Below are 24,221 nucleotides of genomic sequence, written 5' to 3' on the forward strand. Positions count from 1 at the left end.
TCTCATTACTTCGTATCCTCGCCCAGCGCTCCACCGTGCGGAGTCTCCGGGTACTGAGTCGGAAGGGCTGCGCCTGCCGGGTGATCCCCAGGTACCGGGTAGCCCCACGGAGCCAGCGAAATGAGTGACGGCTCACTCGACGGGATTTCATTTCCCCAGACATTCCAGTTCAGACGACTCGGCGCAGGCCTCCGAGCGAACAGCTCCAGCATCTTCGTGTTCTCATCAGCGCCGACAAGACGCTCGATCATGAGGTGGATTTCCTCTGGCTTCCTGGAATGCGATTGCAGTGCATGAAAGCCCCAATTGGGCTGCGACTTGAACGCCACGCTGATGCCGCGCCCTCGAACCCCCAAGAGCAGCAACTCACCAGCATTGCGGTAGGTGTTCCCGAGCGTAAACCGTGGCTTCGCCCAGAAATAGAAGTTGACGTACCGGTAGCCCCAAGCTGTCAACACCTGGATGCCAAGTGGCAGCGTGGCCGCGGTCACCCACAGAAAGCAGAAGCTCTGCTCTGCAGCGATCTCGCGGATCGCTTCACCCATCCCGAGGATACGTTTGTCGCTCATGACCGGGTAGTGATCCTCGGCGGCAGCGTAGCCCTTACTTTTTCCGCTCCGCCGCTGATGCAAGCCCCATGGAGGATCAGCAAGAATCACCCGGTAGGTTCCGGGTTTGGGCACACGGTTGTGGTCGAGGCGGTTGTTTTCTGGCATGACAAATACTCCTTTTCTGACTCGCCCGCCTGGCGCGGGGAGGCTGACGATAATGACTCGCTCGGCACCCATGGCCCCGACACGATCTGAACGTCGCGAGGTGAGGCCGGGGTGCGGCGTCTGAGGGTAGTTGTACCCCACTGCGGTGGCGGTGTGAAGAGTTCGCAACTCACGAACTCCAGCCGACGCGACACCGCTCTAACAGAGGCGGAACTCGTTTTATGGTGTTACGAAAGTAACCGTTGTTTGATTTACAGCGACTACCGCGTGCGCGGCCTGGGTGAGACGATTTCGGCGATCTGATCCATGTCTCCGAGGGCACGATCGCGATCCGATGCAAGCTCCTTGGCGAGCGAAAAAACTGCCTGTGAGAGTTCGGCGGAGGCCTGGTCAAGCTCAGCCTCGATCCGAGCGATGCGTGCCCGGCGGCGCTCCTCCCACCATTCGGCGATGGCCTCGAGGAAGATTGCGACTATCAGGGCGACGGTGAACATGATTAAGCAAGCCGCGAGAGCCTGCAGAGACTCATGAAGTATGGCTGGGGCGTTCATGATCAGAGCCCCTTGTTCAGACGCTGCACCGTGCCCTGCACATAGCCGGTGACAATAGCTTCGAGGAACGGCCCAGCCTCGGGCGTGACTTTCGCGTGTGACTTCGCCTGAGACACGAGCGCTGCCGTGTTGCTGAGTGCCGTCGCGGTGAGGTAACTCTGTGCGTGTTCCTGAGCGGCACGCAGTGCCGTCTGCGACGCAAGCTCGGCCTGCTGCACCTGATGGCGGGCGGCAACCTGTGCAATTGCGACGTGAGCGCCGACTTGTACTTGCTCAAGATCCCGACGTAGTTGTCGGGATACCGCTGCGCTGAGCGGTTGAGCGGGGGGCGTGAGCGCCCCGCCGCCTCCGAAGAGAGAGATATCGTTTGACATGATCAACTCATTTCCGTTTGAGAGAGAAACACCCCGCCGGAATGACGAGATACTTCAACGGTAAGAGCCGCGTCAACAGCGGTTTGAAAGTTGGAATAAAGTTGGAGAAACACGCAGAGCTGTTGACAAGTACGTTGCGGAGGCATCGTGGAGAACCTGATCGACGATGACACCACAGAATCCCTCCACGGGGAGCTTGCATTGCTTCGCAAAAACGAAGGGTTCATCCCACGTCGCCTCGCCCGCACACCGGTCGTAGACGAGGTGCTTCGGGGTGCACTGACCGACAGTTACGAACGGCTCCAGCATCGTTTCATCTCTGCGATTCACACGCTCGATGTTGATGAAGCGACACTGCTCCTCGACATCTTTGCGCTCAGCAGCGAAACGCAGGGCGTTCCGACGTTGAAACAACGACGCGAGATTCATGGCAGGCGGATCAACCGGAGCATTGAAACGGTTGCCGCACGTGAAGACGCCGCGCTCAATCACCTCCACACCAGGCTTGTGCAAGGCCAATATGCACAATCTCCACTCGTACTTCACGTCCCAGAAATGCACGGCGGCATCATCTATGAACACGTCGCCGTACGCGTCAGAGTCGTCAACCGACAATGGGCAGGCACCTGGGAACGGTATCGCTTTGTCAACATGGTCGATGAACTCGATTTCGTCACCATTTCAAGATCGTATCCGGCGCTCGTGACCACGCCACCGGGCGGTGATTTCAAAGTCAACACGCGGAACGTCACCGGTGGTACCAATTGGAACGACCATTTCTGGCACCTTAACGCAGCCCACACAGCAACGGAACCGATGCTGCGAGAAGGGGCATACGACCTCAGATTTGCAATGGCCCCCGACCCTGACGACTCCACTTCGACACAATCGATCACGCGTGCCTGCCGCGCTCTCCACGAACGTGCACTGCTGTTTTCGCTCCAAGTGAAATTCGACGGTGAAATCCCAAGATCGTTTTGGAGATACGAGCGAGTCAGCCAGTTCGCGATCCCCAGTAGTGCAGATGAATACAACACCTGCAGTCTCGATGCCCATCAGGCCCTCACCTTCCGAATGCGAGATGTGTACGGCGGCCTATTCAGCGGATTCGGGTGGGAATGGGGTGAGGGGTAGCGAGAATACCCTCGTAACTATAATCATCAACCTATCTCAGTCAAAGTGATCGCATGGCCCCTTGTCCCGTACCCCTGTGTACAGAAACCGCAAGGAATTACATCAGTGAAACGGAAGGGGGTTGAGTTCAGAAAACATTTGAGAGAGTAGAAAAATTATTTCTCACCCCAACGCAATTCACGAGCTCTCCGCAATTAAGTTGGTCAGGTTCCAAGGGTGGAGTATTACACCTGGAACGACACTCGTATAATCAATTGGACGTGTAATCCCAGAATTTGGAACGGAAAAGTAGGGGGATCGATTTAGGTGCGTGAGGACTTAGACGCGTTGACCCTAAAAAAACTGCGCAAAAGCTTCACAAACCCTGAGTGGCTAGTTGGTGACAATCTTAAAGACAAGAAGAATTGGCTTCTTGGATCGCTAATTCTGCTACTTGGGCTATACCTACTCAACTGGGGCTTGTCTATTGAGAGGGCATTTAGATGCCTCGCGGACGGAACCCCTCCACAAGGGCGCTGGGTTGACGATCTAGCAACATCGGCATATGTGCCCGTTGTCGTGGCCATTTTGTCTCTTGCTGTACTCAAATATGCTTCAGGGAGATTCACCGCATCATTTCCTCGCAAGAGGTACCAGTGGAGTGAATTGACATATGTCGGGTTCGCTTGGGCACTACCAATTTTCTTTACAAGGTTAATTGCAACTTGGGTTCCCGAAACGCCTTGCGTGACATCGTCGGAACGCATACCTTTATTCAGCCTTTATCAATTGGGTGGCCCGATAGAGGAGGTTTGGTTTGCGGCAGTGATATCCATCTGGATGCTTCTGATGACCGAGCACCCGAGAGCAAAATTCATCGGTGTTATCCTCGGCGGAGGTGTGTTGCGCGGCATTTTCCATGTTTTCCAAGGTTGGGAATCGATAGGACTTTTTGTCTGGGGGGCCTGCGCGGCACTCCTTGTTGCAATGACAGGCAGATGGTTGCTTCTCTTTTTCCTTCACCTTTTGAACAATGCATTAGTTTACTCATTCGGCTCTTCAGCTCTAGAAGCAGCCACCTGCGCATTGTTTGTTTGTGTTGTGATTTGGGGGGTCAGTGAGTCGAAGAACAAGAAAGTCCCGCTTCACAGCAAGCTACCCAAAGGCGCAGCTGGTGGCGACGATTGTTCTTAAATGTACTCACGTATTAGAACATTCATGTCGTTTCTTCCCACCTTGAAGTGTATGCGGAGGCGAGGAAGAGTTGGGAGAGCAATTCGTAAATGACCCATGGTCAACATCTAGCGTTCGATTTCTGGGCGACACTGCTCAATTCTCGGCCTCAGCTCAGCTCAGCTCAGCTCAGCTATGAACATGGAGATTGATGGCCGGTAAGTCCGGGAAGTCCTCTAGTTCGCATGGACGGATCACAGCCAGCAGATCAGTGCAAATTGCAGTACTTGATCATACATGACACGTCTCAACCGTTTCATTGTTCGTTGTTCGTGGTGCTTCAGCGTGGCGGGCCAGGCGCTCAGTGTCACAGGTCGCCGGATGCCTCGCTCGCTAACTCCGTGCCTTCTTACCAAAAACCCCAGTTCATGAGACAATTACAGCAGACCAACTAGGTTGCACAGTGCGACACGTACGTTCCTCCGCATACATTCTCCCTGCGATTGTCGGTGGTGGCTAGTACTGTGAATTGAAGAATGGAACGATAACTGAATCACGCCCCCGTGGCGTAGGAGACTGCACCACATGGCACCCCACCCGCTCACCGCGAAGCTGACAGATCACCAGGCGAAGTACTTCGCCTACGAGCTGCAGCGTAGTTACGCGAACGATCACGTCGGCAAACTCGCTGGCCTCCTGTTTGACGCGCAGGTTGAACCTAAGCCTCACCAGATCGATGCGGCTCTCTTCGCACTCCAAACCCCGTTTCTGCCGGGTGTGATTCTTGCCGACGAGGTGGGTCTCGGCAAGACCATCGAGGCCGGGATCGTCATCAGTCAGTACTGGGCGGAGCGGAAGCGCCGCGTACTCATCATTGCCCCGTCGAGTCTCCGCCAGCAGTGGCAGCAGGAGCTGCACGAGAAGTTCCTGATCCCCTCCGCGCTTATCGATTCTAAGTCGAAGGATCGGATCCTTCAGGCGCAGGATTCTCAAAAGGCGCAGGTGCTGATCTGCTCGTACGAGTTTGTGCTCCGCCACGAAGCGGCATTGTCGCGCGAGTGGGATCTCATCATCGCAGATGAGGCTCACCGATTGCGCAACTTCTGGAATGGCGACCGCGCCAAGATGCCATCGGCAGTGTCCCGGGTTGTTCGGCACGCAGCGAAGACAGTGCTGTTGACCGCAACCCCGCTTCAGAACCGTCTCGATGAACTCTTCGGCCTAGTGTCTGTTTTTGACCCCACCTATTTTCATTCGCTCGAGGCGTTCCGAGAGCGCTACGTCAAGAATCGCGACCTTACCGGCGATGACGACCTTGTCGACCGGGTCGCCACGATCTCAAAACGCACCCTGCGCCGTGACGCCGACAAATACATCCGCTTCACAAAGCGCTCCCCGCTCACGATGGAGTTCACGCCTTCCCCTGATGAGATTCGGCTCTACGATCTCGTCAATGACTATCTGCAGCGCGACGAACTGTTCGCTTTCGCTGGCAGTCAGCGTCACCTTTCCGCGTTGATCATCCGTAAGCGGCTCGGCTCCTCAACATATGCCGTTGCGAGCACACTCGAGAACATCGCAAACCGCCTTGCGGCTGAACTCGCGGAGGGGCGCAGGCGCGATGGGCGCGGCTCGTTGGTGGTCGATGGTGACCTCACGAGTGATGAACTCGAAGAGATTGATGAGATACCCGATGCCCCTGTGCACTTCGGCGATCCTTCGCTGCATGAGCGGATCAAGGCCGAGGTATCTGAACTCAGGGAGTATGCGGCATTCGCCGGCTCGATCCGCGAGAACCAGAAGGCTGTGAAGTTAAGCGAGGCCCTCGATCAAGGGTTCGAGCGGCTTCGTGAGATTGGCGCACCTGAGAAGGCGATCATCTTCACTGACTCCACCAAGACTCAGCAGTACATCGCGCGCACCCTTGAAGAAGCCGGTCGCGGCGAGGGCTTGGTGCTCTTCAACGGCACGAATGACAGCCCGGGTGCGACGCAGATCTACAAAGGCTGGCTAACGCAGAATCAGGGCAGCGACCTGATTACGGGCATTCCGGCGGTGGATCGACGCAAGGCTCTGGTTGATTACTTCCGCGATCAGGGCAAGATTATGATTGCGACCGAGGCGGCAGCGGAGGGGATCAATCTGCAGTTCTGCGCCATGCTCGTCAATTATGACCTCCCGTGGAATCCGCAGCGCGTTGAGCAGCGCATTGGCCGCATCCACCGGTTCGGGCAAAAGCACAACGTGATTGTGGTGAACTTCTCCAATAAGGGCAACCTCGCGGAGCAACGCATTCTGGAGCTACTCACCGAGAAGTTTCACTTGTTTGAGAGTGTTTTTGGTGCGTCGGATCAGGTGCTCGGCGCTATCGAAGATGGTCTAGATTTTGAGAAGAACATCTCGAATATTCTCAATAGTTGCAAGACCGCCGATGAGATTGATCTTGCGTTCAAGAAGCTCGAAGATCAGTATTCTGAAGAAATCTCGTCTGAGATGGCACAGGCTAAGTCGAAGGTGTTCGACAATCTCGACCCGAATGTGCAAGACCGCTTGAAGTCGTATGATGCTCAGTCTGGCGAGGTGCTCAATAAGTTTGAGCGACTCCTACTTGCGGTCACCAGGCACGAGCTGTCTTCGTTTGCTGAGTTTGAAGAAGACGGGCATGGTTTCACGCTCAACCGAACCCCGGTACGAGACACGCCAACTGGGCGATACTTCTTTAAGTCAAAGCCGCAGCCCCACGCGCACCAGTACCGGTACGCAAGCCCGCTCGCTGAGTATGTGATCGACACCTCAAAACAGCGAGCTACCCCTACCCAAGAGCTGACATTTAGCCTTGGTGCATCGCCGCGCGCTGGCGCTGCAGTGAAGGCGGTTGAGGGCACGAGCGGTGAACTTACGGTCGATCTGGTGACGTTCAAAATGACCGCGAAGCATGATGATATCTCGGAGTCGTACATGCTGGCGGGCGGCTACACCGACAGCGGCGACTGGATCGATGAAGAGTTGGTGGCCGACCTCATGGAACTCACCTGCATCGAACAGGCTCCGTCTACCCCGATTGATGGCGCGCGTTTCGCAGAGCGACTGAGCGCGCAGAAGCTTGCGTATGAGCGTGAGGTTCAAGGCCGCAACGCGATGTATTACAACCAGCAGGAAGAGATTCTCGATAGGAACATGAAGGATCGCCGCGCTGAACACGAAGCGGCCATTCGTGAGTACCGCAAGAAACAGAGCGAGGCCCGCAAGGCTGCGCGCAATGCCGACAATCCGCTTGAGGAGTTGCGGCTCAAGAAAGAGGCATCGAAGTGGGATCGCCGCGTCGATGACGCGGAGGACGAGTACCGTGCGATGCGACGCAAACTGCGCGATGAGGCCGATGACATGCTCGAGCTAATTTTGCAGGCACTCACAGGCACCAAAGAGACGCAGCATCTGTTTTCGATACGGTGGCGGGTCGTCACATAAGCAGCGAGTAGTTCCCAGCAACTTCAAAGAATGTTATAACTAGAGGAAATGAATATGAGCAACGACGATATCCACGAGACACCTTCATCAACTCCTAACTTCCGCACGGAGCTTGCAGCTCAGTTGGCTGAGCTTGTTCCCGAGGCTATTGCTGACGGCAAGGTGGACGTTGTCAAGCTCCAGGAGCTTCTCGACGGAGACGCAGCCGATGGTAACGAACACTTTGGCCTGTTCTGGCCGGGCAAGAAGGGTGCGCTTCGTGTGGCACAGGAGCCAACCACCGCGACGCTGAAGCCCGACTTCGAGAATTCGAAAGACTGGGACACCACGCAGAACGTCTTCATTGAGGGCGACAACCTCGAGGTGCTCAAGATCTTGCAGCGTCACTACCACGGCAAGATCAAGATGATCTACATTGACCCGCCCTACAACACCGGTAAGGACTTCGTCTACTCTGACAACTACCGCGATGGGCTTCAAACATACCTGGAGTACACGGGCCAGCTTGACGCAAATGGCAAGGCGAAAAGTTCTAATGCTCGGAACACTACGGACAACCCACACTACCATTCAGCGTGGCTAAGCATGATGTACCCCCGACTCAAACTGGCCAGGAATCTACTTACCGACGATGGTGTCATACTCATTTCGATAAGTGAGGCCGAGCAAGCTCAGTTACGTCGGCTCTGCGATGAGATCTTCGGGGAAAACAACCTGATCGAGCAGTTCGTATGGCTGAACGAAGGAAATGTTGACCAACAGAGCAAGATCAAAGGTGTTCACGAGTACGTTTTGGCCTACGCCCGAGACACCGAGAAGCTGGCTAGGCCATCAGTTATTGATCCGAATATTTCCGAAGACAGTAAGCTCTATCGCGATCTGATCGAGAACTCAATCACAAAGAACGGAGCAGCAAATCCCCCGTCTATAGTTGAGCTGCCTGTCGGATTCCCCACGAGCTTCGACTCTGGCCGTATCGTTTCACGCAACGATACCTTCCCGCACATACTAGATGAAATATTGGTCCAGAGCGGGAAGGTGTCGGCACCTGCTCGGGTTCAAAGCGGATGGAGCTCAAGGAATCTGCTCGACCTATTCATACGCAACGGGTGTGCACCTATTGAGGATTCCGACGGGCGTGAAACTTGGTTCGAACTCCGTGAAACTGGCGCCATCTACATGCTGAAGCGCCGCGCCCAAGATCAAGGGCATGTATTGTCAGTTTTGCGCAACCTCGGCACTACTAAGCAAAACAGCTCACTGCTTGCATCATGGGGACTAAGATTCTCCTACCCAAAACCAGTTGGGCTCATTGAGTACCTTATTACTGTATTCACACGCCCCAGCGAGAACGCGCTAATTCTTGATTTTTTCGCTGGCTCCGCAACTACGGCACATGCCACAATGCAGGCTAATCTGCGTGACGACGGGAACAGAAGGTTCCTCCAAGTGCAGCTACCGGAACCTGCAAGCGAGCCTGCAGAATCTACACTTGCCGACCTCGCTCGAATACGCATCTCGAAGGCCGGTGAGATGCTCGCCAACACAAAAAGCAACCAACTCAAGACAGATTCCATCGGGCAGCTTGACGTTGGTTTCCGCGCTTTCGGGCTTGCGGAAACGAACTTCTCAAAGTGGCGGGCAGCAAGCGATGTCGATGCTCCTGAGCTGGAGCAGCAATTGCTGAGTCTTCGCGACAGCGCCGATGACGATGCGACGCCAGACGACCTCTTTACAGAGATCCTGCTCAAGCAAGGGTTCTCGCTAACTGAACGAATTGAGCCTCGTGAGGTCGCAGGTATTGACCTGCGCGCTGTACTTCAGTCCGATGGTGACCTTGCAGTACTTGCGTACCTGAATGAGCACGTCAAACCGACGCTCGAGCAGCTCCGCGCGATGGTAGCTGAGATCCCAGGCGGAAAGATCATTGTTCTTGAAGACGCGTTCCACGGCGATGACGAACTAAAGACCAACCTTGCCCAGCTATGCAAGACCAACGGCATTGAACTGTGGACGGCATAGGGCATCATGTCGAACACACAGACCTTCAAGTTTGACGATAAGCAGCAGTTTCAACTCGATGCCATCGCAGCGGTCACTGACCTCTTCGACGGACAGCCGAAAGACGCCGACTTGCTCATTACCCGCCTCCGCGGGTCAGTGAAAGTCACGGAAACAGGTAGCGCAGAACTCCCAGGCATCGCTGAGCACGCTGCGCGTGAAGCAGAGATTGCAGCAGAGATCGGTGCGATTGGCAACAACCTCATTGTCGAGAGTGACACGATTCTCGAAAACCTCCGGCTGGTGCAAGGTCGAAATGGGCTTGAACCGAGCGCGATGCTTGCTGACGAAGGGTTCGGCTTTGATATCGAGATGGAGACCGGTACCGGCAAGACGTACGTGTACCTCCGCACCATTTTTGAGCTTGCGCAGAAGTACAACTTCACAAAGTTCATTATCCTCGTTCCAAGCGTGGCGATCCGTGAGGGCGTGAATACAAGTATCGAGCTAATGCGGCAACACTTCCGTGATCTCTACCCTGCTCTACCATTTAACTCCTCGGTGTATAGCGGCAAGGCCGCTGAAGAAGTGCAATCATTTGCGACGTCGACAAACGTCCAGATCTTGGTGATGACAATCGACTCGATCCGGGGTGATGCGAACTCGCGCATCATTCATCAGACCCGCGACAAGCTCCAGGGGCTTCGACCAATTGACTACCTAAAAGCCACGCGCCCCGTAGTCATCATGGATGAACCGCAGAATATGGAATCCAAGCTCTCCCAGAGTGCGGTCGAAGACCTCGCTCCGACTTGCACACTGCGCTACAGTGCGACCCACCGCAAGACGCGCAACGTGGTGTACCGGCTTGACCCTGTCGATGCTCACGACAAGGGTCTCGTGAAACAGATCGTCGTTGCCGAAGCGCGCCAGCAGGGTGCCGATGCTGCCCCGTTTATTCGACTTGTCGATGTCCTGAGTAATCCGTGGGCAGCGAAGCTCGAACTCGTATGTCGCAAGGCCGACGGATCAATGCAGCGAATGACCAAGAAGGTCAAACAAGATCAAGAGTTGTCTGCCAAGTCTGTCTCCGATAACCCGGTCTACGAGGGTTGGCGCATTATGAATATGGGGTTCGAATCGCCTGATGGTTCGGGGCTACCTTTCGTCGAGCTGACGAAGCACTCGTTGTTGAATCAGGGTGAGGAGATCGGTGGCAACTCTCAGGAGATCTACCGTGAGATGATCCGCGAGACAATCAAGGAGCACCTTCGCAAAGAAGCACAGCTGCGCCCGCAAGGCATCAAAGTGCTGAGCTTGTTCTTTATCGACAAGGTTGCCAACTTCCTCGGCAACGGTACGAACAACGATGACTCTGACGGTCAATATGTGAAGTGGTTCGACGAACTGTTCCGCGAAGAACGAGATCGCTTCCCCGCCTACAAGGAGCTACTTCCCGGCGACCCGGCAGACTACCGCAAGGCCTATTTCGCGCAGATGAAGAAAGGCACCGGCAAAGCTGCTCACCTGGAGTTTGTGGATTCGAAGGGTGAAGGTACCACAGCCAAAGACGATGATGCCTACGACCTGATCATGAAAGACAAGGTCCGTCTGCTCAGTGAAGATACCCCCACCCGCTTCATTTTCAGCCACTCAGCGCTTCGCGAAGGCTGGGACAATCCGAACGTATTCCAGATCTGTACGCTGCGCGAAATGGGTGGAGAAACCGAGCGACGGCAGACCATTGGCCGGGGTCTCCGCCTTCCAGTGAACCGCAACTATGAGCGAGTAGCCGACTCGAGCGTTGCCCAGCTGACGGTGATTGCGAACGAGTCCTATGCAGAGTTCGCGAAGAGCCTGCAAGACGAGTACAAGAAGGCTGGCGTGCAGCTCGGGTTCGTGCGCCGAGGTGAGTTCGCGCAGATTCCGCTCGTTGATGGCGAGAACGAAACCCCACTTGGTTACCATGCCTCAGTACGCATTTGGGAGACGTTGATGCAGAACGGCTTCTTGGACAAAGAAGGCCGTGTACTCGAGACATTCACGCCGAATGTCATCGGCTTCGACCTTGGTTTGCCGGTCGACATCACCTGGGCCTCACCAGTGGTCATTGAGCTGATTGACAAGTGCAAGCTAGACAAGCTCGTCAAGCGGAAGAAGGATAAAGAACTCCGCACGCTCAACAAGGAGCTGTACTGGTCTGAAGAGTTTGAAGAGTTCTGGTACGCGATCAGCCGCAAGACCACGTACCGAGTGAAGGTTGATCGCGACGAGCTGATCCAAAAGTCTGTCGAGAATTTGCGTGACCTGGTTGCTAACCCTCGCATTGCACCTCTCCGCATTCAGATCACAAAGGCAGGCTTGAAGATTGAGCGCGGCGGTGCGAAAGCGGAAGAGCGCGGCGTACGAACTGCGGAGCTGCGCGGAAGCTACGACCTCCCTGACATCATTACCGAGCTGCAAGACGAGACTAAGCTCACGCGTCGAACCATTATAGACATTTTGACTAAGAGTGAGCGTCTTGATGAGTTCATCGGAAACCCGAATGATTTCATCGCGATGGCGAAACGAGTGATCAAGGCTGAGCTGGCGAAGATTGTCGTGAAGGGTGTGGAGTACGAGAAGATCGCGGGCAGTATCTACGAATTGCGGGAGCTTCAGAAGGACAGTCAGGACGATGCAGATCGCTTCCTTGACCAGCTCTACAAGGTGCAAAACCAAGAGAAGACCGACTTCGACTACGTGCTGTTTGACTCTGGCGTCGAAGAGGCGTTCGCGAAGAAGCTTGATACTCGCGAAGATATCAAGATGTTCATGAAGCTCCCGGCGAAGTTCAAGATCGACACCCCCGTCGGGCCATACAACCCAGACTGGGCGATCGTGAAGCACGAAGACGGCGCTGACCGCATCTACATGATCCGCGAGACCAAGAGCACCTCAAACGTAGAGCTACTCCGCCCTACCGAAAAAGCCAAGATCGAAGCCGCAACCGAACACTTCAAGGCCCTAGACATCGACTACGCAAAGTCATCCCCGGAAGGCTGGAACCTATGACCGAACACCTGCTTGACAAATCACTGGCGACGACGGATTCAGTTCACGACATCTCCTTGGAGAATTGCAACAGCATCGACCGCGGTCGAATCCAGCTGTTCAAGGGTAAGCTCAACGTGAAGTACGGCCCAAACGGAACTGGGAAAAGCACAATTGCTCGAGTTCTCGACTCGCGCACGAAAGGTGAAAAAGAACTAGAACAATACACGCCATTCAAACACAAAGACGATGCGAAAGGCGCACGACCTTCTGTTCTCGGGGCTGACGATATCAAAAGCGCACTCGTCTTCGATGAGGACTATGTTTCTGCGTTTGTTTTTCAACCCACCGAGGTTCTCAAGGATAGCTTTGAGGTGTTCATCAATACGGAGGAATACAGACAGGGCCTCGCTGACATTGCAAAGCTTTTTGAGTCCTTGAAGGATACGTTCTCGCAGGACCCCCACCTCGAGGAGGCAATCGCAGGTTTCACGCGGCTCCGAGATGTTTTCGGAGTTACCAAAGCCGGAGCAATTTCGAAGACGAGTAGTGGCTTCAAAGCGCTGTCAATGGTAGGAAAACTCCACAAGATCCCGAACGAGCTTCAGGGTTTTCAGGGATTTCTAGAGGGAGCCGATCCTGGAGGCTGGATCAGCTGGCAGTCCAAGGGGAAAGCTTTCTTGGACCACTCGGACAATTGCCCATTCTGCTCGGTTCCAAACCTAAATAGAGCGGTTGCCGAAAGGGTTTCAACCGAGTACGAGTCTGCCGCCGTGAAAAATCTCAATGCCATCCGCTCAGTGGTTGATCAACTGGGAGACTACGTCGAGCCATCGAATCTCGCGCAGTTACAGGAGATTACAACAGTGATCGACGGCCTGACACCTGAGCAGTTAACGTTTCTTTCGACAATTCAGGCACATATCACTACCCTTCTAGCCAAACTTACAGAGGTCAGGGATGTATCTTTCTTCGCGTTTCAGGAAGATCGAAATATCAAGGAAAAGCTTGCGAAGCTAAAAATTGACTTACCGTTACTCTCAACCCTGGCATCACCGAAGACAAAAGAGGTTACGGACGCGATCAACACAAAGCTCGATGAAGTCGCTGAGAAGATTGCCGAGGTTGCCGTAACAGTCGACAGGCAAAAAGGGCGCGTAAAGAAACTCGTTGAATCAAACCAGGAATCAATCAATGACTTCCTGAGATCTGCGGGTTACAAGTACTCGGTTAGAATCATCCCCGATGGCGACACGTTTAAGATGATACTTGAGCATCAAGATTCTGCAGGGCACTTAGGAAAAGCAGGGCAACACTTAAGCTATGGCGAGAAGAACGCCTTTGCATTGGTGCTATTTATGCATCAGGTCAAACAAATAAAACCCGATCTTGTAATTCTTGATGACCCGGTCTCTAGCTTTGATAAGACGAAGAAGTTTGCGATTCTGCATAAACTCTTCCATAACGATGATGGGATTCGTCAATTCACCACACTTTTCCTGACGCACGACATCGAACCCGTAATTGACATGCTGGTGAGTGGCCCTCTGCGCAAAGGTATGGGAGATCAAGCAGTCGCACATTTCCTGCGGTCTTTTGACGGCGTCCTCGAGGAAAATAGGATACTACGCGATGACGTAAAAACATTTGCTCAGATCTGTGACCGCAACATCTCAGAGGCGTCGGACATCGCTATCAAGTGTATATATCTTCGACGACGATTAGAAGTGAGCGGTGACTACGGGCTTGGATACCAACTGTTGTCAAGCCTCCTTCACCTGAGAGAAGTACCTACCCGCCAGGAACTGGATGGTAGGCAGATAGATCTGACTCCTGACCAAATACATGAGAGCACAGAGCTGGTGCGTTCATGCTTGAACCTGCCTGAATTTGACTACAGTTCAACTGTTGCCGACCTACGCGCCGAAGGGGACTTGATCGCTCGATTTGATGCGGCATCCGCTGGGTACGAGAAGGTTCAGCTCTTCAGGATTTTTTCAGAACTCCCCTCTGTCCAAGTGAAGGCGAGCTCACCATTTCAAAAGTTCGTGAACGAGTCGTTCCATATCGAAAACGAATACCTCATGCAACTGGACCCGCGGAAGTTTGACGCGGTTCCTGAGCACATTGTCAAGGAATGCGAGGCACTGATTGATTCACACCGGCCTATCATAGTTGACTAGCGTATCTTCGAGGACGGCAGTCATCCGTGTGGCCGGGGACGCCAACGACTATTTATGGAGATCTGAATTTACCCGCCATGGACGGTTCTCTCGCTGATGTGCTTCCTCACCGTCTTGTGATTCCGCCCCACCCGCTTGGCGATGGTCTTGAACCCGAGCCCTTCAGCGTGGAGCTGTCTCCAGGTCGCAATTTCTTCGTCGCTTGGCACAGCAACTCGAGATTCGATGCCTGCCGCGGCAAGGTGCTTCATGATGGTGTCGCGGCCATGACCGTAGCGCTTCCCTATTTCGCGGGCTGACATCCCTGCGTCGTAGTCGGCGATCATCAGTTTGAGTCGTTCCGGTGTCACTCGCCTGAGTGTGCGGGTCTTAGGTGCTGGTGTGCTAAGTTTTGGGGCAGCGGGAGCGAATTCAAGCAACTTCCACCCCTGTTCTATTTTTTCTGCATGGGACGAGAACAGCCCGACAGAATGCCCCGGAACATCGTTGAAATATCAACGGAGTTCCGGGGTTTTGTTGTTTCTGCAGAACTGTCCGAACCCCCTTTGGCCGGTATCCCTAGATTGCAGCACATGGTCGTGAAGTGACCTATTCCCTGTTGCATCGCCCATCACGCTTCGGCGTGCGGCGCGGCAGCAGTTCAGCGTCTGTCGTCACCGGTAGCGTGGATCCCATCGAGCAAACGAACATTTAGCGCACTTTGATGCGCAGGAGAAGACACATGGCACCAACGTCCAAAGAAGCCCAACGAGCCCAACTACACAAGACCATCTGGCAGGTCGCAAACGACCTGCGCGGTTCAGTCGATGGGTGGGACTTCAAGACGTACATTCTCGGCATGCTGTTCTACCGCTTCATTTCCGAAAACCTGAGCAACTACATCAACAAAGGTGAACACGAAACGGGCAACACCGGCTTTGATTTCGCGAAGCTTTCGGACAGCGACGGCGAATTCGCTCGCGCAGACATCGTGCACGAAAAAGGCTTCTTCATTCTCCCCTCCGAGCTATTCGAAAACGTTCGGGCACGGGCCGCACAAGACGAAAACCTCAACGAAACACTCGAGACAGTGTTCCGCAACATCGAAGCGTCCGCCGTAGGCAGTGCGAGTGAAGGCGATCTCAAAGGCCTCTTCGATGACTTGAACGTCAACAGCACGAAGCTCGGCAACACGGTCGCGAAACGCAACGAGAAGCTCGTGAAACTGCTTGCCGAGATCGGCAGGCTCCCGCTCGGTGATTTCGCCGACAACTCGATCGATCTATTTGGTGACGCATACGAGTTCTTGATGCAGATGTATGCGTCAAGCGCTGGCAAGTCTGGCGGTGAATACTACACCCCGCAAGAGGTGTCAGAACTTCTGGCGTTCATCACGACGCGCGGCAAGAAGCGCATCAACAAGGTCTACGATCCGGCAGCAGGCTCTGGATCACTGCTGTTGAAGTTTGCGAAGGTACTCGGCAAGGAAAACGTGGGCGGGTTCTACGGGCAAGAGATCAACCTCACGACCTACAACCTCGCGCGCATCAACATGTTCTTGCACGACGTGAACTATGAGAAGTTCGACATTGCTCTCGGCGACACACTCACAGAACCCGCGCACTGGGACGACGAACCGTTCGAAGCAATCGTCTCCAACCCGCCCTACTCGATTAAGTGGGAGGGTGACGCGAACCCGCTCCTCATCAACGACCCACGGTTTGCGCCTGCCGGTGTGCTCGCCCCGAAATCGAAGGCCGATCTGGCGTTCACGATGCACATGCTGCACTGGCTAGCGACCGACGGCACCGCTGCGATCGTTGAGTTCCCCGGAGTTCTGTATCGGGGTGGCGCGGAGCGGAAGATCCGCAAGTATCTGATCGACAATAACTATGTTGAGGCTGTGATCCAGCTCCCGTCTGATCTGTTCTTCGGCACGACGATCGGCACCTGCATCATTGTGTTGAAGAAGTCGAAGCACACAGACGATGTGATCTTCGTTGACGCGTCGGCGGAGTTTGTGCGTACAGGCAACAAGAACAAACTGTCGCAAGCGAACCTCGACAACATTCTTAACGCACTTGACGAGCGTGCACCGCAAGACCACTTCGCCCAGATCGTGAAGAACAGCGCGATCGCCGAGAACGACTACAACATTGCGGTGTCGAGCTACGTCGAGCAGGAGGACACTCGCGAGGTGATCGACATCACCGAGTTGAACGCGCGTATCGAGCAGATCGTCGCCCGCCAGTCCGAGCTGCGCACCTCGATCGACGCGATCGTCGCCGATCTTGAGGGAGGTACGAAATGACGAACGCCTCAGATCAGGGAGCTGTTCTCGGCCGAGCTACTGGCAAACTCGCGCGAAGGGCAACTGTTCGGAATCTCCGAACAGTTCGAGCTGAGGTCAACCGAACTGTCAAGAATTCCTTGACCGTTGGTACTGGGGCAAGGTGTGGGAAATCCCGACAGGTTCAGCAGAGAGAGATTTGCTCATGACAGAAATGCCGACTTGGGAATGGTTCATGACTCCGACGCTGCGTGTGCTCAGCGATGGTGTTGTTCGGCACTGGCGTGAGTTTCAGCCTCTTGTCGCTGACGCAGCAAAGCTCACCCCAGAGCAAAAGACTGAGATGCTGCCATCTGGCAATCAGCTTAAGTACCAGAACCGCATCGGCTGGGGTGTTTCGTTTCTGACGAATGTAGGTGCTCTCGAACGCCCGAAGCGGGGACACTACCAGATCACGGAAGCTGGGAAGGAATTGCTTGCGCGCTTTCCCAATGGCGTTCTGGAACGCGACATCAAAGCGCTCGGTGCAGACTCGAACTCGCCGATCCGCATTTACCAGTCCACTGGGCCGCGCACAAAGGCCAGTCAGGAGACCGTCGAAGTTGAAGAATCATCGTTGACGCCGATTGAGCAAGTGCAGAGTGGTATCGAACGCATCCATGAGGAAGTGGCGACTGAGCTGTTGGAACGCCTCCGCGGCAAGGAGCCTGGCTTCTTCGAACACGCGGTCGTCGACCTTTTGCTCGCTATGGGTTATGGCGGAACCACCGGGGCGGGTAGTGTTACGCAGCTCAGCAACGATGGCGGCATCGACGGCGTGATTGATCAAGACATTCTCGGACTCAATCGCGTTTACATTCAGGCCAAGCGTTACGCCGAGGGTAATGCGGTGGGGCGTCCGGATCTGCAGGCGTTTGTGGGGGCTCTCGCTGGCAAGGCAGACAGCGGTGTATTCATCACGACGAGCCATTTCTCGGAGCATGCGAGCAGGTACGTGCATACGGTTCCGACACGTATCATTCTCATCGATGGCAAGCGACTCACAAGCCTCATGATTCGCTACGGTGTTGGCGTGCAGGTCAAAGAAACCTACAAGGTCGTCGAGATCGACGAGGACTTCTTCGCATGAGCCGCATTGACGAGTTGATCGCGCAGCACTGCCCTGACGGGGTGGAACACTTTGTGCTGGGCACTGTCGTAAAGTACTCCACCACAAGGGTGGATGCAGAAGAACTCGACGAGACAAGTTTTGTTGGTGTTGATAACCTCCTGCCCAACAAAGCCGGGAAAGTCTCTGCCACGTATCTTCCCAATACCGCTCGATTGACCGCGTACGTCTCAGGTGACGTGCTCATCGGAAACATACGCCCTTATCTCAAGAAGATCTGGCTTGCCACGGGAAGCGGCGGCTGTAGCGGCGATGTCTTGGCTATTCGTATCGTTCAGGATTTCAGCGAGCGGCTTGACTCAGGATTTTTGTTCTACATACTCTCCTCGGATGGCTTCTTCGCGTACAACATGCAGAACGCGAAAGGCGCAAAGATGCCGCGCGGTAACAAAGAAGCGATTATGAATTATCGGGTGCCGGTGCCGCCGCTTGCGGTGCAGCGGGAGATCGTGCGAATTCTTGATATGTTCACGGAGCTGGAAGCGGAGCTGGAAGCGGAGCTGGAAGCGGAGCTGGAAGCCCGCAAACAACAGTACGAGCACTATCGTGGATCGTTGCTCGATTTCGGCGACGACGTTGAGCAGGTGCCGCTCGGGGAGATCGCAACGATCGGTACGGGCAGTCACGACACAAAAGATGCGATCAATGAAGGGGCGTATGCCTTCTTTGCGCGTGGCCGCGAGCCTCTTCGCCTGAACTCGTTTGACTTCGAAGACACCGCGGTCATTACTGCCGGAGATGGTGTAGGTGTCGGCAAGGTGTTCCACTATGTCAGCGGGAAGTACGCGCTGCACCAACGTGCGTATCGAATCGTGCCGAACGTTGGTATCGAGCCTCGCTACATCTATCACTATCTCGTATCAAGTTTTGCACGGTACCTTGAACGCACTTCTGTGCATGCGTCCGTGACGTCACTGAGGCGGCCAATGTTCCTGACCTGCCCTGTCCCGCTACCTTCGATTGAGGAGCAGCGGCGCATCGTCGCGATTTTGGACAAGTTTGATTCGTTGGTGAATGACTTGTCGGTGGGGCTTCCGGCGGAGCTTGCCTCGCGGCGGCAGCAGTACGAGCATTACCGTGACCGGTTGCTCACGTTCAAAGAACTGGAGGTGGCAGCATGAATCAGCATCCCAAAAACTACGACATTGTCGCGTTCGGTGGTGAGCAGACCGTTGTCGTCGAGTACACACCGGATCCGCGTGATCAAGCGAGCTATCAGTCCGAGGCGCAACTCGAAGCTGAGTTCATCAAGCAGCTGCAAACCCAAGCGTATGAGTACGTGAACATCACGAGCGAAGCTGAACTTGTCGCGAACCTGCGGGTGCAGCTCGAAGCGCTCAACGACTACCAGTTCAGCGACACCGAGTGGAAGCAGTTCTTTGAGACGCGAATCGCGAGTGCCGGTGACGGGATCGTCGAAAAGACCGTGCGCATGCAAGAAGACCACGTGCAGCTCCTCACCCGAGACGACGGCACGACGAAGAACATTTCGCTGATCGATAAGCAGCACATCCACAGCAACCGCCTGCAGGTCATCAACCAGTACGCCGTAGATCGCGGGCATGGGGAAACTGGGCACAGTGGCGGAGCGAACTACTCAAACCGGTACGACGTGACCGTGCTCGTCAACGGCCTGCCGATGGTGCACATCGAGCTCAAACGTCGCGGGGTGCCGATTCGTGAGGCGTTCAACCAGATCGACCGCTACCAGCGCGACAGCTTCTGGGCAGGCAGTGGCCTTTTCGATTACGTGCAACTGTTCGTCAGCTCAAACGGCACCCAGACGAAGTACTACTCCAACACCACCCGCCGCCAGCACATCAACGACCAGACCGGGGCGAGGCGTTCAAAGAAGACGTCCAACTCGTTCGAATTCACCTCGTGGTGGGCTGACGCAAAGAACACCCCCATTCTTGATCTGACCGCGTTCGCGAAAACGTTCTTCGCGAAACACTCCCTGCTCAGCATTCTCACCCGCTACTGCGTACTCACGAGCGACCGGTTGCTGCTCGTCATGCGCCCGTACCAGATCGTCGCGACCGAAAAGATTCTGCAGAAAATCGACATCTCCACCAACTACAACACCCTGGGGAGTATCGCCGCGGGCGGGTATGTGTGGCATACCACCGGATCCGGAAAGACACTCACCAGTTTCAAAACCGCGCAGCTCGCCTCCCGTCTCGACAGCGTCGACAAGGTCATTTTTGTGGTGGATCGTAAAGACCTCGACTACCAGACGATGAAAGAGTATGACCGCTTCGAAAAGGGAGCTGCGAACTCGAACACGTCAACGGCGGTGCTGAAGCGGCAGTTGGAAGACCCGTCGAAGAAGATCATTATTACGACGATTCAGAAGCTCTCTACCTTCATCGCGGGCAACAAGCAGCATGAGGTGTATGGCGGGCATGTGGTGCTGATCTTTGATGAGTGTCACCGTTCGCAGTTTGGTGACATGCACACCGCGATCACGAAAGCGTTCAAACGGTACAACCTGTTTGGGTTTACCGGCACGCCGATCTTTGCCGAGAACTCCTCAGGTGGTGGCAACCCGCAATTGCGGACCACAGAGCAGGCGTTCGGTGACAAGCTGCACACGTACACGATTGTGGATGCGATCACGGACAAGAACGTGCTGCCGTTCCGCATCGACTACGTCAACACCATCAAGGTCGGCAACGTCGGCGACAAACAAGTCTCGGCGATTGACACCGAGACCGCACTGCTCGCCCCCGTACGCGTATCGCAGGTGGTCTCGTACATTCGGGAGCACTTCGATCAGAAGACAAAACGCAGCGAGGGGTACGCGCTCGGTGAGCGGCGGGTGCGTGGCTTCAACTCGTTGTTCGCGACGGCTTCGATCACCGCCGCGCGTAGCTACTACCTCGAGTTTCAGCGGCAGCAAGCTGGGCTTGTGCCGGATCAGCGGTTGAAGGTTGCGACGATCTTCTCGTACGCGGCGAACCCGGACACCGAAGACGGGATGCTGGATGAGGAAGGCTTTGAGACGGATGCGCTGACTGGCGATGCGCGGGCATTCCTTGAGGGTGCGATCGCGGACTACAACGCGATGTTTGGTGTCAGCTACGACACGAGTGCTGACGGGTTTCAGAACTACTACAAAGACCTGTCTCAGCGGCTTAAGACCCGTGAACTTGATCTCGTGATTGTCGTGAATATGTTCTTGACCGGGTTTGACGCGACGACGATGAACACGCTGTGGGTGGATAAGAACCTGAAGAGTCACGGCCTGATCCAGGCGTACTCCCGCACCAACCGGATCCTGAACTCCGTTAAGACCTACGGAAATATTGTCGCGTTCCGTGATCTTGAGGCTGCAACGAATGACGCGATCGCTCTGTTTGGGAACAAGCACGCCACCGGGATCGTGCTGCTGAAACCGTACCGCGACTACTTCGAGGAGTATTCGGAGAAAGTCACTGCCCTGCTGGCCCAATATGTGCCGGGTGAATTGATTGTCGGTGAGGATGAGCAGCGGGCGTTCGCCAGGTTGTACGGCGATATCTTGCGGCTGCGGAACATTCTGACGTCGTTTGATGACTTCGCCGCCGATGAAATACTCACGGAGCGTGACCGGCAAGACTTCCAGTCGACGTATCTTGATCTCTGGAACGAGCGGAAGAAAGCCGCCGGGAGTGAAAAGGAAAGCATCGCCGATGACGTGGTGTTTGAGATTGAGCTGATCAAACAGGTTGAGATCAACGTTGACTACATTTTGATGCTCGTGCAAAAGTACCGCGACGAACGCGGCGACGGCGACGATGTTGAGCTGCGCGCTGGCATTTCGCGGGCGATCGACTCGAGCCCTACCCTACGCAACAAGAAGGATCTGATCGAGAACTTCGTGGACTCGGTGTCGGTGACCGGCGAGATCGATGCTGAGTGGCGAGCGTATGTCGCGACTGAGCGTGAGCGGGAGCTGGCGGCGATTATCGCGGCAGAGTCGCTGCGCGAGGAAGAGACTGAGCGGTTTATGGCGGCGGCGTTCCGCGATGGGGTTTTGCGTACGAGTGGTGTCGAGATCACCCGCGTGCTGCCGCCCGTGTCGCGCTTCGCCCGCAGCGGTGGTCACGGTGAGAAAAAGCAGCGCGTGGTTGAGTTGCTGCAGGCGTTCTTTGAACGGTTTAGTGGGTTGGGCGGAGGAGGCAGCAATGCCTAATGTCGAATACGCGAGCTTCGGGGGTGGTGTTTACGAAGTACGCGAGCTTCACAGAGACAGTCAAGACGATTCAAATCGCTTCTTTGACCAGCTCTACAAGGTGCAAAACCAGGAGAAGACCGACTTCGACTACGTGCTGTTTGACTCTGGCACCGAAGAGACGTTCGCGAAGAAGCTTGATGCTCGCGAAGATATCAAGATATTCATGAAGCTCCCGGCGAAGTTCAAGATCGACACCCCCGTCGGGCCATACAACCCAGACTGGGCGATCGTGAAGCACGAGGACGGCGCTGACCGCATCTACATGATCCGCGAGACCAAGAGCACTTCGAACGTAGAACTGCTCCGCCCCACCGAAAAAGCCAAGATCAATGCCGCAACCGAACACTTCAAGGCCCTGAATATCGACTACGCAAAGTCATCCCCGGAAGGCTGGAATCTATGAGGATAGAAAACCTTAGGAAGTTCGTTAATGCGGGAGGTCATAGCGCCTAATGGCAACAGTACCCTATTCGGTCCGGAGCTTCAAAGCTCTCGCGGAGCGGGAGTCACGACGAGGGGCAGACCTATCTCGCACAGTTCCTGCCGTAAAAAAGGCTGTTGCTGATCTCCATGCAAGGCGAGAGCAATGGTTTGGCCTGGGTTTAGTTCCGACTATTTTGTTCATCACTCGACGGTTGTCACGAGTGACTGCGCCTCAGCATAGTACGCCGTCTCAACCTCGACCGGGGTTCGCCTGCCTAGCTCGCCGTGGAGGCGCTCATTGTTCCACCACCACACATACTCCAGGGTGGCGAGTTCGACTTCCTCAACTGTTTTCCAGGGGCCACGCCTGCGGATGAGTTCTGCTTTGTAGAGCGCGTTCACTGACTCGGCCAGGGCATTATCGTAGCTGTCACCTACGGTCCCCGTTGAAGGAATCGCCCCCAGTTCTCTGACGCGGTTGGAGTAGACCATCGACATGTAGTTCGATCCGTGGTCGCTGTGATGCACGGCCCCGTCGAGCGTTCCACCTGATTGCCAGGCCGCCATCTCAAGCGCCTGCAGCGGCAGTATCTCAGCTTTCAGTGTTGAGGCAACGTTCCAGCCAACGATCTTACGATCAAAGACATCAATAATGAACGCGGTGTATGCGAACCCAGCCCACGTAGCAACGTAAGTGATGTCACACACCAACAACTTCATTGGCCCGTCGGCCACGAACTGGCGTTCGACGAGATCACCCGGCAGCTGATCCCTGACGTCACTCGTTGTTGTGAAGGCTCTCTTCGAACGACGTACCCCACGCACTCCGGCGATTTTCATCAGACGCTCGGTTTGGTCGCGTCCGATGACCCACCCTGCTCTGGTGAGGAGGGCGTGCATCTTGCGGCGCCCGTAGACGCTGTAGTGCTGTTTGTGGAGTTGACGGATCTCGGTGACGAGAATCTCGTCGCGTAGTTTCCTGACCGACGGGAGTCTGTGTTTCGCTGCCCGATATCCTCGGGACGTCAGAAACCCACGAATTGCCGAGCCCAGCACACGGCACAGGAACTCAACCCCGAAACGATCACGATAGGTATCGATGAATTGGATCATTTCGTTCGTGGGGGGTCGAGTTCCTTGGCGAAAAATATGCTCGCAGCTCGCAAGACTTCGTTTGCTTTCTTGAGTTCAGCGACTTCGCGGCGCAGTCGCCGGTTCTCCTCGTTCATATCAGTGGTCACGCCGGGTTTTTGGCCAGTATCGATCAGCGTTTGACGATGCCAGATACGCAGCGTGTCTGGTGAGACACCGAGGAGCTTGCCGACCTGGTTGCTGGCTGCGTTGAGGCTCGTATGCTCGGGGAGCGCTTCGGTGAGCATACGCAGCGCGCGTTCACGGAATTCTGGTTCATATTTGTTTGCCATGGTGTTCCTATCCTTGTTGAAAGTACGGAACTAAACCCAGGCCAAACCAGTTCACTGCGGAACCTCGCTCATCTCCGAGTATCGAGCAGTGGTGGGGCACCTGGAG

General features: G+C 55.1%; 16 protein-coding genes. 11 read left to right on the forward strand and 5 right to left on the reverse strand.

Features of this window, described 5'->3' with window-relative positions:
• Positions 1 to 5: 5 nt before the first annotated feature.
• From FB466_RS00090 to FB466_RS00100, 3 genes are all read right to left on the reverse strand, one after another.
• Positions 6 to 716: an MT-A70 family methyltransferase gene (locus tag FB466_RS00090; RefSeq protein WP_141914846.1), complete on the reverse strand. Its 711-nt coding sequence runs from the start codon at positions 714 to 716 to the stop codon at positions 6 to 8.
• 260 nt (positions 717 to 976) lie between these two features.
• Positions 977 to 1,267, reverse strand: coding sequence for a hypothetical protein (locus FB466_RS00095; RefSeq protein ID WP_141914848.1), 291 nt, complete (start codon positions 1,265 to 1,267; stop codon positions 977 to 979).
• Positions 1,268 to 1,269: 2 nt separating this feature from the next.
• Positions 1,270 to 1,641, reverse strand: coding sequence for a hypothetical protein (locus FB466_RS00100; protein WP_141914849.1), 372 nt, complete (start codon positions 1,639 to 1,641; stop codon positions 1,270 to 1,272).
• A 147-nt stretch (positions 1,642 to 1,788) separates the two neighbouring features.
• Between FB466_RS00100 and FB466_RS00105 the strand changes: the two genes are divergently transcribed.
• The 6 genes from FB466_RS00105 (at position 1,789) to FB466_RS00130 (ending at position 14,612) form a co-directional block, all read left to right on the forward strand.
• Complete coding sequence (locus tag FB466_RS00105) at positions 1,789 to 2,775, forward strand: hypothetical protein (protein WP_211344719.1); 987 nt, start codon at positions 1,789 to 1,791, stop codon at positions 2,773 to 2,775.
• A 306-nt stretch (positions 2,776 to 3,081) separates the two neighbouring features.
• Positions 3,082 to 3,948: a CPBP family glutamic-type intramembrane protease gene (locus FB466_RS00110; RefSeq protein ID WP_141914853.1), complete on the forward strand. Its 867-nt coding sequence runs from the start codon at positions 3,082 to 3,084 to the stop codon at positions 3,946 to 3,948.
• A gap of 564 nt (positions 3,949 to 4,512) precedes the next feature.
• A complete protein-coding gene (locus FB466_RS00115; protein ID WP_141914871.1) occupies positions 4,513 to 7,395 on the forward strand; it encodes an SNF2-related protein in 2,883 nt (960 codons plus the stop codon).
• Positions 7,396 to 7,449: 54 nt separating this feature from the next.
• Positions 7,450 to 9,417: a site-specific DNA-methyltransferase gene (locus FB466_RS00120; RefSeq protein WP_170205957.1), complete on the forward strand. Its 1,968-nt coding sequence runs from the start codon at positions 7,450 to 7,452 to the stop codon at positions 9,415 to 9,417.
• A gap of 6 nt (positions 9,418 to 9,423) precedes the next feature.
• Positions 9,424 to 12,450, forward strand: coding sequence for a restriction endonuclease (locus tag FB466_RS00125; protein ID WP_141914874.1), 3,027 nt, complete (start codon positions 9,424 to 9,426; stop codon positions 12,448 to 12,450).
• Positions 12,447 to 14,612: an AAA family ATPase gene (locus FB466_RS00130; RefSeq protein ID WP_141914876.1), complete on the forward strand. Its 2,166-nt coding sequence runs from the start codon at positions 12,447 to 12,449 to the stop codon at positions 14,610 to 14,612. The genes FB466_RS00125 and FB466_RS00130 overlap by 4 nt, the downstream gene beginning before the upstream one ends.
• Before the next feature lie 68 nt (positions 14,613 to 14,680).
• Here the strand turns inward: FB466_RS00130 and FB466_RS00135 are convergent, their stop codons facing one another.
• Positions 14,681 to 14,962, reverse strand: coding sequence for a helix-turn-helix domain-containing protein (locus tag FB466_RS00135; protein WP_141914878.1), 282 nt, complete (start codon positions 14,960 to 14,962; stop codon positions 14,681 to 14,683).
• 371 nt (positions 14,963 to 15,333) lie between these two features.
• Between FB466_RS00135 and FB466_RS00140 the strand changes: the two genes are divergently transcribed.
• The 5 genes from FB466_RS00140 (at position 15,334) to FB466_RS00160 (ending at position 22,671) form a co-directional block, all read left to right on the forward strand.
• The gene (locus FB466_RS00140; RefSeq protein ID WP_141914881.1) at positions 15,334 to 16,902 is read left to right on the forward strand and encodes a type I restriction-modification system subunit M; all 1,569 of its coding nucleotides are present in this window, start codon (positions 15,334 to 15,336) and stop codon (positions 16,900 to 16,902) included.
• A gap of 184 nt (positions 16,903 to 17,086) precedes the next feature.
• Entirely contained in the window at positions 17,087 to 18,010 is a 924-nt protein-coding gene (locus FB466_RS00145; RefSeq protein WP_141914884.1) for a restriction endonuclease, read from the forward strand.
• Positions 18,007 to 19,170, forward strand: coding sequence for a restriction endonuclease subunit S (locus tag FB466_RS00150; RefSeq protein WP_141914887.1), 1,164 nt, complete (start codon positions 18,007 to 18,009; stop codon positions 19,168 to 19,170). The genes FB466_RS00145 and FB466_RS00150 overlap by 4 nt, the downstream gene beginning before the upstream one ends.
• Positions 19,167 to 22,226, forward strand: a complete 3,060-nt coding sequence (locus FB466_RS00155) for a type I restriction endonuclease subunit R (RefSeq protein WP_141914889.1) — start codon at positions 19,167 to 19,169, stop codon at positions 22,224 to 22,226. The genes FB466_RS00150 and FB466_RS00155 overlap by 4 nt, the downstream gene beginning before the upstream one ends.
• The gene (locus FB466_RS00160; protein WP_141914892.1) at positions 22,219 to 22,671 is read left to right on the forward strand and encodes a restriction endonuclease; all 453 of its coding nucleotides are present in this window, start codon (positions 22,219 to 22,221) and stop codon (positions 22,669 to 22,671) included. The genes FB466_RS00155 and FB466_RS00160 overlap by 8 nt, the downstream gene beginning before the upstream one ends.
• Positions 22,672 to 22,892: 221 nt before the next feature.
• Here FB466_RS00160 and FB466_RS00165 read toward each other — a convergent pair.
• Positions 22,893 to 24,115, reverse strand: a protein-coding gene (locus FB466_RS00165) for an IS3 family transposase (RefSeq protein WP_141914895.1) whose coding sequence is annotated in 2 segments (ribosomal slippage) — positions 22,893 to 23,830 and positions 23,830 to 24,115 — 1,224 coding nt in all. Because the reading frame shifts where the segments join, the coding sequence is not laid out codon by codon here.
• Positions 24,116 to 24,221: the final 106 nt, after the last annotated feature.

Source organism: Klugiella xanthotipulae, assembly GCF_006716695.1.
Taxonomy (GTDB): domain Bacteria; phylum Actinomycetota; class Actinomycetes; order Actinomycetales; family Microbacteriaceae; genus Klugiella; species Klugiella xanthotipulae.

Bases quoted from the DNA above. Each gene is read 5' to 3' on its own strand.
- FB466_RS00125 (WP_141914874.1), top strand. From the start codon at position 9,424: ATGTCGAACACACAGACCTTCAAGTTTGACGATAAGCAGCAGTTTCAA.
- FB466_RS00160 (WP_141914892.1), top strand. From the start codon at position 22,219: ATGCCTAATGTCGAATACGCGAGCTTCGGGGGTGGTGTTTACGAAGTA.
- FB466_RS00090 (WP_141914846.1), bottom strand. From the start codon at position 716: ATGCCAGAAAACAACCGCCTCGACCACAACCGTGTGCCCAAACCCGGA.
- FB466_RS00145 (WP_141914884.1), top strand. From the start codon at position 17,087: ATGACAGAAATGCCGACTTGGGAATGGTTCATGACTCCGACGCTGCGT.
- FB466_RS00130 (WP_141914876.1), top strand. From the start codon at position 12,447: ATGACCGAACACCTGCTTGACAAATCACTGGCGACGACGGATTCAGTT.
- FB466_RS00095 (WP_141914848.1), bottom strand. From the start codon at position 1,267: ATGAACGCCCCAGCCATACTTCATGAGTCTCTGCAGGCTCTCGCGGCT.
- FB466_RS00120 (WP_170205957.1), top strand. From the start codon at position 7,450: ATGAGCAACGACGATATCCACGAGACACCTTCATCAACTCCTAACTTC.
- FB466_RS00150 (WP_141914887.1), top strand. From the start codon at position 18,007: ATGAGCCGCATTGACGAGTTGATCGCGCAGCACTGCCCTGACGGGGTG.
- FB466_RS00140 (WP_141914881.1), top strand. From the start codon at position 15,334: ATGGCACCAACGTCCAAAGAAGCCCAACGAGCCCAACTACACAAGACC.
- FB466_RS00155 (WP_141914889.1), top strand. From the start codon at position 19,167: ATGAATCAGCATCCCAAAAACTACGACATTGTCGCGTTCGGTGGTGAG.
- FB466_RS00115 (WP_141914871.1), top strand. From the start codon at position 4,513: ATGGCACCCCACCCGCTCACCGCGAAGCTGACAGATCACCAGGCGAAG.
- FB466_RS00100 (WP_141914849.1), bottom strand. From the start codon at position 1,641: ATGTCAAACGATATCTCTCTCTTCGGAGGCGGCGGGGCGCTCACGCCC.